At 60.0% G+C, this 13,898-nt stretch carries 15 protein-coding genes; 2 read left to right on the forward strand and 13 right to left on the reverse strand.

Annotated features, from left to right (window positions below):
- Positions 1-39: 39 nt before the first annotated feature.
- Positions 40-1,311 carry a bactofilin family protein gene (locus ACOOFN_RS00215; protein WP_420432480.1) on the reverse strand — a complete coding sequence of 424 codons (1,272 nt, stop codon included), beginning with the start codon at positions 1,309-1,311 and terminating at the stop codon, positions 40-42.
- Positions 1,312-1,359: 48 nt separating this feature from the next.
- Entirely contained in the window at positions 1,360-2,241 is an 882-nt protein-coding gene (locus ACOOFN_RS00220; RefSeq protein WP_420432482.1) for a hypothetical protein, read from the reverse strand.
- 251 nt (positions 2,242-2,492) lie between these two features.
- On the opposite strand from ACOOFN_RS00220, the gene ACOOFN_RS00225 reads away from it, so the two are divergent.
- Positions 2,493-4,241, forward strand: a complete 1,749-nt coding sequence (locus ACOOFN_RS00225) for an AMP-binding protein (protein WP_420432484.1) — start codon at positions 2,493-2,495, stop codon at positions 4,239-4,241.
- On the opposite strand, the gene ACOOFN_RS00230 is transcribed toward ACOOFN_RS00225, so the two are convergent.
- From ACOOFN_RS00230 to lpdA, 3 genes are all read right to left on the reverse strand, one after another.
- Complete coding sequence (locus ACOOFN_RS00230; RefSeq protein WP_420432485.1) at positions 4,238-4,972, reverse strand: hypothetical protein; 735 nt, start codon at positions 4,970-4,972, stop codon at positions 4,238-4,240. The two genes, ACOOFN_RS00225 and ACOOFN_RS00230, sit on opposite strands and share 4 nt — an antisense overlap.
- A gap of 82 nt (positions 4,973-5,054) precedes the next feature.
- Entirely contained in the window at positions 5,055-5,723 is a 669-nt protein-coding gene (locus ACOOFN_RS00235) for a hypothetical protein (RefSeq protein ID WP_420432486.1), read from the reverse strand.
- Between the two features lie 74 nt (positions 5,724-5,797).
- Positions 5,798-7,210, reverse strand: coding sequence for a dihydrolipoyl dehydrogenase (lpdA, locus tag ACOOFN_RS00240; protein ID WP_420432488.1), 1,413 nt, complete (start codon positions 7,208-7,210; stop codon positions 5,798-5,800).
- A gap of 131 nt (positions 7,211-7,341) precedes the next feature.
- Between lpdA and ACOOFN_RS00245 the strand changes: the two genes are divergently transcribed.
- On the forward strand, positions 7,342-8,238 hold the full coding sequence (locus ACOOFN_RS00245) for a haloalkane dehalogenase (RefSeq protein WP_420432490.1): 897 nt from the start codon (positions 7,342-7,344) through the stop codon (positions 8,236-8,238).
- On the opposite strand, the gene ACOOFN_RS00250 is transcribed toward ACOOFN_RS00245, so the two are convergent.
- From ACOOFN_RS00250 to ACOOFN_RS00285, 8 genes are all read right to left on the reverse strand, one after another.
- The gene (locus tag ACOOFN_RS00250) at positions 8,235-8,603 is read right to left on the reverse strand and encodes a cupin domain-containing protein (protein WP_420432492.1); all 369 of its coding nucleotides are present in this window, start codon (positions 8,601-8,603) and stop codon (positions 8,235-8,237) included. The genes ACOOFN_RS00245 and ACOOFN_RS00250 overlap by 4 nt on opposite strands.
- Positions 8,603-9,922: a pyruvate dehydrogenase complex dihydrolipoamide acetyltransferase gene (locus tag ACOOFN_RS00255; RefSeq protein WP_420432494.1), complete on the reverse strand. Its 1,320-nt coding sequence runs from the start codon at positions 9,920-9,922 to the stop codon at positions 8,603-8,605. Before ACOOFN_RS00255 ends, ACOOFN_RS00250 begins: the two co-directional genes overlap by 1 nt.
- Before the next feature lie 72 nt (positions 9,923-9,994).
- On the reverse strand, positions 9,995-10,444 hold the full coding sequence (locus ACOOFN_RS00260) for a hypothetical protein (RefSeq protein WP_420432496.1): 450 nt from the start codon (positions 10,442-10,444) through the stop codon (positions 9,995-9,997).
- The gene (locus ACOOFN_RS00265) at positions 10,441-10,839 is read right to left on the reverse strand and encodes a GFA family protein (RefSeq protein ID WP_420432498.1); all 399 of its coding nucleotides are present in this window, start codon (positions 10,837-10,839) and stop codon (positions 10,441-10,443) included. Before ACOOFN_RS00265 ends, ACOOFN_RS00260 begins: the two co-directional genes overlap by 4 nt.
- On the reverse strand, positions 10,839-12,254 hold the full coding sequence (locus tag ACOOFN_RS00270) for a pyruvate dehydrogenase complex E1 component subunit beta (protein ID WP_420432500.1): 1,416 nt from the start codon (positions 12,252-12,254) through the stop codon (positions 10,839-10,841). Before ACOOFN_RS00270 ends, ACOOFN_RS00265 begins: the two co-directional genes overlap by 1 nt.
- Positions 12,254-12,658, reverse strand: a complete 405-nt coding sequence (locus ACOOFN_RS00275; RefSeq protein ID WP_420432502.1) for an MAPEG family protein — start codon at positions 12,656-12,658, stop codon at positions 12,254-12,256. Before ACOOFN_RS00275 ends, ACOOFN_RS00270 begins: the two co-directional genes overlap by 1 nt.
- Positions 12,658-13,062, reverse strand: coding sequence for a nuclear transport factor 2 family protein (locus ACOOFN_RS00280; protein WP_420432504.1), 405 nt, complete (start codon positions 13,060-13,062; stop codon positions 12,658-12,660). Before ACOOFN_RS00280 ends, ACOOFN_RS00275 begins: the two co-directional genes overlap by 1 nt.
- Positions 13,059-13,898, reverse strand: coding sequence for a CPBP family intramembrane glutamic endopeptidase (locus tag ACOOFN_RS00285; protein ID WP_420432506.1), 840 nt, complete (start codon positions 13,896-13,898; stop codon positions 13,059-13,061). The genes ACOOFN_RS00280 and ACOOFN_RS00285 overlap by 4 nt, the downstream gene beginning before the upstream one ends.

Below are 13,898 nucleotides of genomic sequence, written 5' to 3' on the forward strand. Positions count from 1 at the left end.
TAGATGCGGGCGGCTTCAAGCGCCGCCCGCAATCCAGTCTCACACCGCGGCAGTTGTGGACGTCGTGCCCCCTGCGGGTGCCGGATCGACTGGGCCTTCACCCTTGCTGCCGAAGGCGGCAAACGCCCAGGAACCGAGTCCGATCCACGACAGGATGATGCCAGCGATCACCGCAAGTGGTGGCACAACGCAGAGTGCAGCGACCAGGATGAGGACAATCAACAGGCCGAGCATGCGTATACCGGTTCCGATTTGCCGAATTCCGGTCCTGCTAAGGAAGAAGTCGCTGACCGCGATCACGCCAAGCGGATAGGCCAGCATCAATACAAGGAGCGCGAACGTCACCCAGAACGGGATCAGGATGATGCCGACCAGCGTGATGGCGAGCAGCACGATGCCGGCGACAAGCAGCATGACCCAGCCCATCGGGAAGAGAAACAGCCCAACCAGCGGAGCGAGCAATGGCCGCTCCCGGAACTTCCGCGAAACCCGAGCCACGCCGCGCGGCATGAGCAGCAATGCCAGAACGCCCAGGATGAAATCGAAGGCAATCCCTGCGGCAATAAAGAAAGGCGTTGCCGGTATAATATCGAGATCGAGGTCGGCAAAATTGAAATGCGTTCCGTCCCACTCGATATCGACATCACTGAAGGTGTACTCCACGCCGCCGGTGATGACCGCGTCAGCCGCGATGTCGGGCTCCGCAGGACCGCGATACACAAGGCGGCCATCGATTACTGCACCGGGCTGAATGGCAAGCCGGCGCGCCTCGATATCTGCATCGCCCGCAATCTGGCCCGAAATCTCAACTTCCTCGGCAAAGACTTCGAGATTCGACAAGAAACGACCGGACAGAATGACTTCCTTGCCGGAAATGTTCGCAGTGCGCGTGATCACGCTTTGCTCGGACAGCACGAAACGTCCTGCCGCAATGTCGAGTTCGCCACCGATCGTGCCGGAATAGTTGACGAATCCGCCACCGATATCGGCGTCACCATCGATATCCATGGCGACATCGACCGCGCCGCCACCGATCTCGGCATCGCCGCGGGTTGTCCCGGATATCTCGACATTGCCACCGGCCAGGTGCGTGTCACCGCCGACATCGACCTGGGCTTCGATGCTGCCCGCGAAAATTTCGAGATTGCCGCCGACCACGCCGGAAATCTCGGCAGAGCCCGCAATGACTTCGAGATCGCCTTCGCGCTGGATGTTCTGCAGCTCGACATGGCCCCCGAAATGCTGGGCGTCAGCCGATACACCGGTTAGAGCTGCCAGCCCTGCAGCAAAAAGAAGCGTGCGAATAAACATATTCACCTCCGTTCGCCCCCCGGCGTATGGAATTTGAAAAGACTTAGACTAGCGGTCATAGGGTTCCAGCAACTCATCGCAATCACGATCGCTGATTTCTTCGAAGGATATGGCCGAGCCATCGACGCCGTCGGCGATCATGGGTGCTTCCTCGGCGAACACCGCGAGAGAGCCGGACAGCACCGCATTGCCTGTAACATCGACACGACGCGCGCAGACTGCGCTGCCATCGCCGATCCGGCCGTCGATCTTGACCCGCTGGTGGCTGTCATTGCTCGACCATTGCCAGCCACGCTGCGAATACGCGACAGCCAGTAGCCGGCCGTCGATCGCACCGGTGATATTGATATGGCTGCCGGCAAGATCGGCATTCCCGGCGACATTGGCCGCTATTTCCAGATCGCTACCAGCAATCGAAAGGTCGCCGCCAACGTGCGAACCGCCCGTCAATTCAACGTCGCTGCCAGCAATATCGAGATCGTCCTCGACGCTGCCGTCGACGACGACATCACTGCCCGCAATCGACAGCGCGCCGCGCGTCGATCCGGTCCAGTCCACATCACTGCCGGCAATATCGACATCGTCGCCGGACTCACCCGTCCATGTCACGTCGCTTCCGGCTATGTCCGACGTCCCGGCAACACTGCCGTTGAATTCAATGTCGGACCCGACGAGCGACATGCCGCCGCCGATGTTCGCGTGAACCTCGAGGTCCGAACCGATCAGCGACAAATCACCTCCGATATCGCCCTCAATGGTCATGTCACTGCCCATCAAGCTGACATCGCCATTCTGGTCGATGCGATGATGGCCGTTCTGGGCCGAGTGAGACTGCGCGGAACTGTATTGAACGGTCGCCAGTGCGCTATCCGCACATCCGGCAACGATCAGAGCACCCGTTGCGGCACCCACGGCAAGAAACTTTCTCATGCCCGAAAACTCCAGACTCGAGAAGAAACCCGGCGGTTTCTCCACGCGCTCCCCAGCGATGATTCTGTATATATCATATCGATTTTCGATATGGAAGCGATTTTTCGTTTTTCGATAAATTTTTGCAGCATCTCGGCGCAATGTCCCCACAAAGGTGAACGGAATTTCGTGCTTTTCTTGTCTGGGGCGAAGGCCTAACGTCAGCATCAAGCAAGAAAAACGCGTTCAGCGCGTCTCACGGGGAGAATTGTATGACCGACCGCAGCAAGGCGGACGACATCTCTGCCATGGAAAATGATCAGCTTCCGATCTCGACCGAAGCCGCTACCGATGTGTCTGAAGATATCGTGGAACCGCTCGAATCCTCGCCAGCTGTTGACGAGCCTGGCAATGACCTGACAACTGATGGCGACCATCCGCCAGCGGTCGATCCCTCGTCGTGGCCACAGATTGAAGGTGAATCGTTCAAACTTTCCCGGGCACGCAAGACAGTTCTGCAAGCCTTGTTGCGCGCCAAGAACAAGACCGGCGGAAAGACCACCGTCATTATTGATGCCGACGGTCGCAAGCTTGACTACAACGAGATACTTCGCGCGACCTTTGCCCTCGGCTCTGCGCTCGCGCGGCATACCGAAAAGGGCGAGAAGGTGGCGGTGCTGCTGCCAACCGGGGCCGGAGCCGGCATCGCCTTCTTCGCGTTGAATGCGTATGGCCGCACGCCCGCCATGCTGAATTTCACGGCCGGCGCAAAGGCGATCAAGGCCGCTTGCCGTGGTGCCAAAGCTACAAAAATCGTGACAGCGCGAAAATTTATCGAGCTCGGCGGACTGGAGGAATTGGAGCAGCATCTCCTGGATGATCACCAGATGATCTATCTGGAGGATGTCCGAGAGGAGATTTCCACCGTCGACAAGATCCGCGCCGTGCTGGGGCCGATCCTGCCGGATTTGGTGGCGACCCGGACGTCACCAGATGACACGGCGGTCATCCTCTTTACGTCCGGTACGGAGGGCGATCCCAAAGGCGTTGCATTAAGCCATGTAAATCTGGTGGCCAATGTCGAGCAGGCTCGCGCACATGTCGACATCCTGCCGAGCGACATCGTGTTCAATTCGCTGCCGACCTTTCACAGCTTCGGCCTGACCGGCGGTCTGCTCCTGCCGCTCCTGGTGGGTATTCCCGCCGTGCTGCATCCCAGCCCGTTGCAAGGCAAGACGATCATGGAACGGGTGCGCAAAACGAAATCGACCGTGCTGTTCGCGACCGACACGTTTCTCAACCAGTATGCACGGGTTGCCGAGAAGGGCGATTTCGACAGCCTGCGTTTTGTGGTGTGTGGGGCGGAACGCGTGAAGGACGAGACGCGGACCATGGTCCGGCGTGAATTCGACCTTCTCGTACTCGAAGGATACGGGGCCACCGAGGCGGCGCCGGTCATTGCCGTCAATCAGCCGGAACGGAACAAGCCCGGCACTGTCGGGCGCCTGATCCCGGGCATGAAGGCCCGGCTCGAGCCGGTCGAGGGGATCGACCAGGGTGGCCGGCTTCATGTGAGTGGCCCCAATGTGATGCAGGGCTACATCTTTCCCGATGACCCGGGCGTTATCCATCCGCCAAAGGATGGCTGGCACGACACGGGCGATATCGTGACGTTCGACGAAGAAGGCTGCGTCCAGATTCGCGGACGTCAGAAAAGATTCGCGAAGATTGGCGGTGAAATGGTTTCGCTTGCCGTGGTCGAGAACATTGCGACATCACTCTGGCCCGACTGTCTGCATGCCGCTGTGACGCTTCCCGACAAGAAAAAGGGCGAACAGGTCGTGATTGTCACGGAATACGCCAATGCCGAGCGCAGCGACATGGTCGCCTTCGCGCGCAGCCACGGGATCGCGGAACTCGCCATCCCGAAACGGGTGATCCCGGTGTCCGAGATCCCCGTCCTGGGCACAGGCAAGATCAATTACGTGGCGATCGAGAAACTCGCCCGCGGCGACGACTAGTCGCGACAGCGCTGCCGGTCGCGTTCGACGTAGCGAACATTGCTGGCATCGAAACCGTCGGCGAACTCGGGTTCGCTGTCGGCCAGGACCGTTAGCGCGTTGTTGACCTCGGCGCCCGCCGTGAAGCGAACGTCGTGGGCGCAGATCTCTCCGCCGCCATTGATCACGCCGCGGATTTCGATCTCGCTGCGGTCGCGGCGCCGGAACAGCCCTTCCCGACTGTTGCCGTCAAAGTCGATAATGTCTTCCGCAATGCCGGAGAACTCCATGTTGCCGAAATCAATGTCGAGCCGAGACAGGGCGTGACCGGCGAAATCCAGTGCGCCGACGGATATTTCAGCGTCGCCTGTCAGCACAGTGCGCGGGCTGATTTCTACAGCACCTCCGGAAATTTCGGATTCGCCTCCTATCAGGAGATCAATTTCGACGGCACCACCGGAAATTTCGGCATCACCGCCAACGCTGCCGACAAGCGATACTGCACCGCCGCTGGATTCGAGTTCCTCGCCGACATCGGCATCGATATCGACAGCGCCGCCAGAGGCTTCGAGGTCGCCGCCGAACGTGCCGCTGACGTCGACCGTCGCACCGGAGAACGACCCGTTCCCGGACACTTCACCGGAATACTCGACGACAATGCCGGACATCGACACGTTCTGGCTTTGCGCCAAGGCTGGAGACGCAGCCAAGAGGCCTGCCGCCGTTGCTAGAGCATATCTGGATACAGTCATTTCAAGCTCCCTTCAGGATCAAGAGAGCCCCTTCCAAGGCGCACTCTTCTGAATTTCGGTGGCAAGATCAAGAGGCCGGACGTCAGCCGTGCCGAATACGGTCACAATCGCGTCCATCGAGCGGTTCGAATGACATTGCTCCGTCCCAGTCAGGACGATCTTCGGCAATGATGGTCAGCGGGCCACGAATATCCGCATGGCGCCGGACATCGACATGGCGGGCGCAAATATAGCCCCCCTGCTCCAGCACGCCGGAAACGACGACGCGCCCATTGCGCCCATCGCCACCGCTGCCCACGACATGGACCGGGCGCGCGAAGCGTCCCTGCAGATTGAACCTGGCGCCCATGGCTTCGAGCTCGCCAAGCACGTTGCCGTCAATCGTGGCACGCGCGCCCATCACCTCCAGGCGCCCGCCGAAATGCCCATCGAGATACATGGTTGCGCCGGCGATCTCGGTATCCCCGTCAACGCGACCGGTGAAGCGGATTCGGGCACCTTCGATGTCGAGATTGCCGCCAACATTGGCATCCGAGGTGACATTGGCACCGGACAGCGACAGGTCCCGATCAATCCGGCCGCCGGCGTCCACAAACATGCCGGAATATTCGGCGCTTCCAGTGACGTCGACATCACCGGAGGCGACGAGGCCGGCGCGGTCGATCGAATGATTGTCGGCGGGACCGGAGCTGGAATAGCTGCAGCCGGCCAAAACAATCGCCGTGGCGGAAAGGCATAGAATGGCTCTCATGGTCGTGCTCCCTGCGTTTGCCCCGTGCGGGGCTTTCGAACTGAGATGCACGCACACGGAGATTTGGATGCACGTCAGATATGGAGAACGCGATCATACGCGTCGAGTACGCTTTCATGCATCATTTCGGACAAGGTCGGGTGCGGGAAGATGGCATGCATCAACTCCTGCTCGGTGGTTTCGAGCACCTTGCCGACCATGAAGCCCTGGATCAGCTCGGTGACTTCGGCACCGACCATGTGGGCGCCGAGGAGCTCGCCGGTCTTGGCATCGAACACCGTCTTGATCAGGCCCTGGTCCTCGCCGAGTGCGATCGCCTTGCCATTGCCGACAAAGGGGAAGCGACCGACCTTCACCTGGTGTCCGGCTTCCTTGGCCTTGGCTTCGGTCAGGCCGACCGACGCCACTTGCGGGTGACAATAGGTGCAACCGGGAATGTTACTCACATCCATGGCGTGCGGGTTTTTACCTGCGATCTTCTCGACGCAGATGATGCCTTCATGGCTGGCTTTGTGGGCAAGCCATGGCGCGCCGGTGACATCACCGATGGCATAGAGGCCCTTTACATTCGTCGCGCCAAAGGGGTCGGTGACAACATGGCCGCGATCGGTCTTCACGCCGAGCGCCTCGAGGCCGATATTCTCGATATTGCCGGTGATTCCGATGGCGAGAATGACCTTGTCGACCTCGATGGTTTGCGTCTTTCCATCCTTGCCCTTGATGGCGGCCTTCACGCTCTTCGCGCCCTTGTCGAGTTTTTCGACCTGCGCGCCGGTGATGAGCTTCATGCCCTGTTTCTTGAACTGCTTGGCCGCGAAGGCAGAGATTTCCTCGTCCTCGACGGGAAGGACGCGGTCCATCATCTCGACGACCGTCACATCAGCGCCCATCGTCTTGTAGAAGCTGGCAAATTCGATCCCGATCGCGCCAGATCCGATGACCAGGAAGGATTTCGGCATTTCCTCCGGCACCATCGCTTCGCGGTAGGTCCAGACCTGCTTGCCGTCCGGCTCCAGCCCGGCCTGCGGGATGGTGCGGGCGCGGGCGCCGGTGGCCAGGATCACGTGCTTGGCAGTGTAGGCCGTGTCCTTCTTGTCTTTGCCGGTAACCACGACTTTCGGGGCAGCACCGCCCTTTTCGAGACGCGCCGTTCCCTCGATCACGGTGATCTTGTTCTTCTTCATCAGCATGCCGACACCGCCGGACAGTCGGCCGGAGACCTTGCGCGAGCGCGCGACGATTTTCTTGATGTCGAAAGAAATGTCCTTGGCGGCCAGGCCAAACTCGTCGGCCCGGTGCATCAGGTGATATATCTCGGAGGTCCGCAACAGCGCCTTGGTCGGAATGCAGCCCCAGTTCAGGCAGATACCGCCGAGTTGGTCGCGCTCGACTATGGCGGTCTTGAGCCCCAGCTGCGTGGCCCGGATTGCGGTCACATAGCCGCCTGGCCCGCTGCCGATGACGATGAGATCGAATTGGTCCGCCATGCCGGTAACTCCTCGCAATCTGTGGCCTCGGTTTGCGGTCTCAACCGCAAAAAATCAATGCATCAAACGCAAGCCGGGTTTGCAGACGCGCAAGGCCGCGGCATGCTGATTCCAGACGAGGGAGAGACGCGATGACGATTGAGGCCAAACGGACGCCGGAAGAACGATTTTCCGGTCTGAAGGACTGGGATTACACGCCGCGCTACATTGACGACCTGCCGGGTTATGAAGGCCTGCGCATGCATTATGTCGATGAGGGACCGCAGGATGCACCGGTCTTCCTCTGTCTGCATGGCGAGCCAAGCTGGGCCTATCTCTATCGCAAGATGATGCCGGTTTTCCTGGATGCGGGATGCCGCGTCGTGGCGCCGGATTTCTTCGGCTTTGGCCGCTCCGACAAGCCGGTGAAGGACGCGGACTACACCTTCCACTTCCATCGCAATTCGCTGAAGGCCTTCTTCGAACGCATGGACCTCAAGGATGTCTGCCTGGTCTGCCAGGATTGGGGCGGGCTGCTGGGCCTCACAATCCCGATGGACTATCCGGACCGGTTCACACGGCTGCTCATCATGAATACGGGGCTAGGCCTAGGCCGTCCCGCTGGTCCCGGCTTCGACGCCTGGCGCGACTATGTTGCCAACAATCCCGAATTCAATGTCGGCGATCTGATGAAGCGGGCGACCCCGATCCTCGACGATGATGAAGTCGCGGCCTACCAGGCCCCCTTCCCCGATGCGTCTTATCTCGCCGGCGTGCGCCGCTTCCCGCAACTGGTTCAGACCGATCCGGACATGGAAGGCGTCGATACAGGTCTTGCAGCGGCAAAATTCTGGAGCGAGGACTGGTCCGGGGAGAGCTTCATGGCGATCGGCATGCAGGACCCGGTGCTGGGTCCGCCAGCGATGCGCGCGATGCAGAAACTGATCAGGAACTGCCCGTCGCCGATGGAAATCGCCGATGGCGGGCATTTCGTCCAGGAATGGGGTGAGCCAATCGCGACGGCGGCGCTGGAGCGGTTCGGTCTCTAGAGGTCGACCAGTTCCTGCGTTAGATCGCTGTCCTCATTATCGCCGGTATTGGTCACGCCTGACTTCTCGAACAGCATGATGTGGACCGGCTCCTCAACGCACACGGGATGGTGTCGAACGCCCTTCGGTATGACGCATAGCTCACCCGGTTCGAGTACGACATCGTCCTGGCCTTCGATTTCGATCCGGAGCACGCCCTGGGTAACGAGAAACATCTCGTCTTCCTCATCATGCTTGTGCCAGTCAAAAGCGCCCTCGCCCTTGGCCAGCTTGATCTCGTAATTGTCGACTTTCGCAATGCGTTTGGGTGACCAAGGTGCGTCAAACTGGGCGTGTTTTGCCGCTATGTTGATTTTACCAATCATCACATCAGCATCGTCATCGGGTCTTCGATGAAGCCCTTGAATGCCGCAATCCACTTGGCACCGGTGGCGCCGTCAACTACGCGGTGATCGCAGGTCAGCGTGACGGTCATCACGGTGGCCTTGGCCAGCGCGCCGTCCTTCACAACCGGGCGTTCCTCGCCGGCACCCACCGACAGGATCATGCCCTGCGGCGGGTTGATGATCGAGGCAAACGACTTGATACCGAACATGCCGAGATTGGACAGGCTGAATGTACCGCCCTGGAATTCCTCCGGCTTCAGCTTGCGGTCGCGAGCCCGGGTCGCCAAATCCTTCATCTCGGCCGATATCTGGGCGAGGCCCTTGGTATCGGCATCCTTGATAATCGGTGTGATCAATCCGCCCTCGATCGCAACAGCGACGGAAACGTCGGCATGTTTATGGCGGGCAATACGTCCATCCTCGATCCAGGAGGAATTGGCTTCCGGCACGCGCTTGAGGGCAAGGCCCGACGCCTTGATGAGAATGTCGTTGACCGACACCTTCACACCCTCCGGCGCACGCTCGTTGAGCTGCTTTCGAAAGGCCAGCAGCTGGTCGAGCTCGCAATCCACGTTGAGCGGGAAGTGTGGAATGTCGCGGAAACTTTCCGACAGACGCTTGGCGGAAATTTTCGTGATGTTGTCGGCTTTTTCGATCTCGTAGCGATCGGCGGAAATGCCATAGGCAGCCAGCGGGTCGTCCTGGCTGATGTCCTTCGGGGTTTCAGCAGATGCAGCCTTCGGCGCCGTTGCGGCGGCCGGTGCAGCTTTGCCGTCAAAGCCTTCAATGTCGCGCTTGACGATGCGGCCATTGGGGCCGGAACCATTGACGTCTTTCAGATCAATGCCGGCTTGCTCGGCCATGCGACGCGCCAACGGCGAAGCCTTGATACGGTCGCCATCATCGGATCTCACGGGGGCCGTCGCTCCTGATGATTTTTGCGTGTTTTTATCGTCGGACTTCGCCGCGGTGTCTTTGACCGGTTTGTCTTCCTTCGAAGGTGATGCGTTTGCATCTCCGCCGGGCGTATAACCGTCGAGCGCGCTGTCTTCCTCGCCTTCTTCGAGCATGAGCGCGATGACGGCGTTGACCTTCACGCCTTCCGTGCCTTCCTCGACGAGGATTTTGCCGATCCGGCCCTCGTCTATGGCCTCGACTTCCATCGTTGCCTTGTCGGTCTCGATCTCGGCAATCAGGTCACCCGAGCCGACAGTATCGCCTTCCTTGACCAGCCATTTGGCCAGATTGCCCTCTTCCATGGTGGGCGACAGGGCAGGCATGAGGACTTCAATTGGCATGAGAGAACCTCTTTGAAGAAACCGGGCGCATCGCGTCAACCGGTGTCAGATTAATCGTTTTCATGGCTTGCTTCACCGGATTTTCCTCGATCGCGCGTCGGCGGCGGACTCTCCCATCAGGAATTTCCAGTCGTGGAGGAAGGTCAGGAAGAACAGTGCGACATAGGTTGCGGCAGACCCGACCCACATGACGGTGCGGACTTTCTGGTTCAATCCCGAGCGCGCGGAGTCCAGTGCGGTCTGGCCGGCATGCGACAGTTCCACACCCGATTGCTGCAATTCCGCCAGCGTTTCGACGAGCCCACGCTGGAACACACCGGCACCGTAATTGAACTGCATCAGGAAAAAGAAAATCAGCGAGAAGAACAGGAAGGCGACCAGCTTCAGGACGAAATGGGCGCGCGCCAGAAACACGTAGAGTCCGGCGATATAGGCCGACACGATCGAGAAATAGATGGTGATGCCCGCCAGAAGGACGTGCATGAACTCCACAAGGAGCGGAAGGACATCCGCTTCCGTCATTCGCCCAGCTCCGGATTGATCTGCTCGACATTCTTCTCCCAGTTGGCCCCGTCGAAATCGACGATGCGGCCGGAAAGGTTCTGGTCACTGTCGAAACAGCGCAAATTGATCGAAACCTTTCCCGGGTGCGACCGCGGATGATACCAGCTCTTCACGCCGCAAACCGGACAGAAGAGATGTTTCGCTGTGCGCGTGTTGAACGTGTACTCGGTCTGGGTGCCGTCACCCTTTTCCAGGTGAAACTGATCTGGCTCGACAATGATATGGATGAAGCCGGTCATCGCGCAGATCGAGCAATTGCAGGACAAGCCGACAATCTGGTCGGGCAAATCAGCCGTGAAGCGCACCGCGCCACAATGGCAGCCGCCGCTGCGGGGTTTGATCGCGTCCGTCATCAATCCGCGTAACACACTTGTTTCGCCGCGGCGATGATGTCCTCGGGGCCCGGCAGGGACAGTTTCTCGAGATTGTCAGCATAGGGCAGCGGCACATCCTTCTGATGCACGCGCAATGGCGGGGCGTCCAGATAATCGAAGGCCTCGGCGGTGACCGCCGCCGCGATCTCGGCGCCGACACCATGCTGGCCCCAGCCTTCCTCGGCGCAGACGATGCGATTGGTCTTCTTAACGCTCTCGATCACGGTCGCGGTATCGAGCGGGCGCAGCGTGCGCAGATCGATGACTTCTGCCTCGATCCCCTCGCCAGCGAGTTTCTCGGCGGCTTCCAGCGCGAAGCCGACCATGCGCGAATGCGCTACAATGGTCACGTCCGAGCCTTCGCGGCGGATTTTCGCCTTGCCGATGGGCAACACGAAATCTTCGAGGTCGGGCACGTCGAACGTCTCGCCATACATCAGCTCGTGCTCGAGGAAGACCACCGGGTTCGGGTCGCGGATGGCGGCCTTGAGGAGGCCCTTGGCGTCCGCGGCGTCATAAGGCGCGATCACCTTCAGGCCGGGCGCATGCGCATACCAGGAGGAATAGTCCTGGCTGTGCTGGGCCCCGACACGGCTGGCCGCGCCATTCGGGCCACGGAAGACAATCGGACAGCCCATCTGGCCACCGGACATGTAGAGCGTCTTGGCCGCAGAGTTGATGATGTGATCGATCGCCTGCATGGCGAAATTGAAGGTCATGAATTCGACGATCGGCTTGAGCCCGCCGAATGCCGCACCGACGCCCAGCCCGGCAAAGCCGTGCTCGGTGATCGGTGTGTCGACAACGCGCTTGGACCCGAATTCCTGCAGGAGATTGCGCGTGACCTTGTAGGCGCCCTGGTATTCGGCAACCTCCTCACCGATCACGAAAACGGTCTCGTCATCGCGCATTTCTTCGGCCATGGCATCGCGTAGCGCATCGCGGACCGTGGTCGGGATCATGTCGGTGCCCTCGGGGATCTCGGGATCGCTGTCGGCCGTGAATTCCTGCATCATTGCCGGACGCTCGTCGATTGCTGGCGTCGCCGAGACCTTCTCGTCGGACGCGCTCTGCGCCTGGGTATCGGCGCCTCCTTCGTCAATAGCCGCGCCGCTGCCGGGTGTGTAGCCATCCACAGCGCTGTCATCCTCGTCATCGTCGAGCAGGACCGCGATCGGCTGGTTCACCTTGACCCCCTCCGTGCCTTCGGCGACGAGCAGCTTGCCGACCTTGCCTTCCTCGACGGCCTCGACCTCCATGGTCGCCTTGTCGGTTTCGATTTCGGCAATGACGTCGCCAGAGGAGACCGTATCGCCTTCCTTGACCAACCATTTGGCCAGATTGCCCTCTTCCATGGTGGGCGAGAGCGCCGGCATCAGGACTTCAATCGGCATCAGTTAGCTCCGGTAAAGGGCAGGATTTGGAACGCCACCATGGCAGTGCCGACAAGTCCGGCGAACCAGACAAGGGTCCGCAGCCAGGGAATGCCGAACCAGTAGAGCGGCGCGTAGATAATGCGGGCGGCGAGAAACAGGCCGCAGCCGAGCTGGGTCATGTCGTTCAGATTATCGGTGAGATAAGCGACAAGGACGAGCGGCACGAACATTGTCATGGCTTCGACCATGTTCGCGTTCGCGCGACGGGCCCGGCAAAGCATGACGCCCTTGTCGGTGATCCCGTCGCGGGCACCCGCCAATTTTGCCGGATTGTTCTCGAGATTGGCGAGAGTCGCCTGCACGATGATCATCCCGAAATAGAGAAAGACGGCGGCAACGAGGTAAGAAAGTTCAAGCGGCATCACGCGGTTTCCTTCACGGAATTGAATGTCGCGACGTGGTCGCGCATGCGCTGGGCGAATTCGAGATAGGTGTTCATCGGGCGGATCAACACTTCGAGGCGAGCCATGCGGCCGTCTTCGCCGAGCGTGATCTTGTCGATACCAACGAGACTCTTGCCGGCCACCGTTCCGGTGAATTCCAGAATGATCCCGCCTTCCTTCACCCATTCCTCGCGATATGCGAAGCCGTCAATCGTATTGATGACGCCTTGCAGGATGTGAATGAGATAGGCCTTGTCGGCGGTCGGTTTCCAGACCACGGGCGAGTGCAGCTCACAGCCCTCCGCAATGATCTGGTCCATCAGGGCCGCATCGCGATTGACAACGGCATGGTGCCATTTGGTGAGAAAGTCGGTCGGGGTCATGGCAGTAATCCTTTTCTGAATTCTCGAATGCCCAACCACCAGAACGGCGCGGAAACCAGACCGACGACGATGGCGAATACTATTCCGAATTCGCTGACCATCGTGACCTCGCCCTCGCCGCGCATGGTCATCGGATCGAGAACACGCTGGATAAAGACGTTGTGCGCCGCATGAAATGTGGCCGCGGTCCAGAGCGAGCCGGATTTCAAACGAAGCCAAGCCATCGGGCCCGAGAGGGCGATGACCATCACGAGGAATGACATCATTTCAACCAGCGGATTGCCACCGGCATTGTAGTCGCTGAACAAAAGCCCCGGGAAATGCCAGATGCCCCAGATGAACCCGGTGACCAGCGTTGCCAGTGCGAACCCCCATGCCTGCGTCAATCGCGGCGTCAGGAAACCGCGCCAGCCAATCTCCTCGCCCAACGCCCGCGCATAGGCGTTGACCACGCCGGCCGCAAACACGAACAGGATTGTCGGCAGCAGCGCGAAGGCCGTGTCCCATCGGGCGAGCGGTCCATCGGCTCGAAAAGCCAACTGCAAATCCGGTGTCGCAAACGTCGTCCAACCCAGCGTGCCGGACAGGCCATAAGCAACGGTCCCGTAAACGATTGGCAGGCCAAGTGCCATCCAGTGATAGCGCGCCGGGCCCCAATGCCAGCCGAGTTCGGTAAGCGGCCGGCCTTCCCACTTCAGCGTAAGGATCGCAGCCAGCCCGACCGAACACATGATGAAGGTCACCGATTCGAGTGAGAATCCGGACCAGATCACAAAGGCTTCGGTGACCAGGCTAAGGGCGATGAAAATCGCGAAGAAGCGGAGGACAGTCGACAC

Source organism: Hyphobacterium sp. (genome assembly GCF_965217055.1).
Classification (GTDB): Bacteria; Pseudomonadota; Alphaproteobacteria; order Caulobacterales; family Maricaulaceae; genus Hyphobacterium.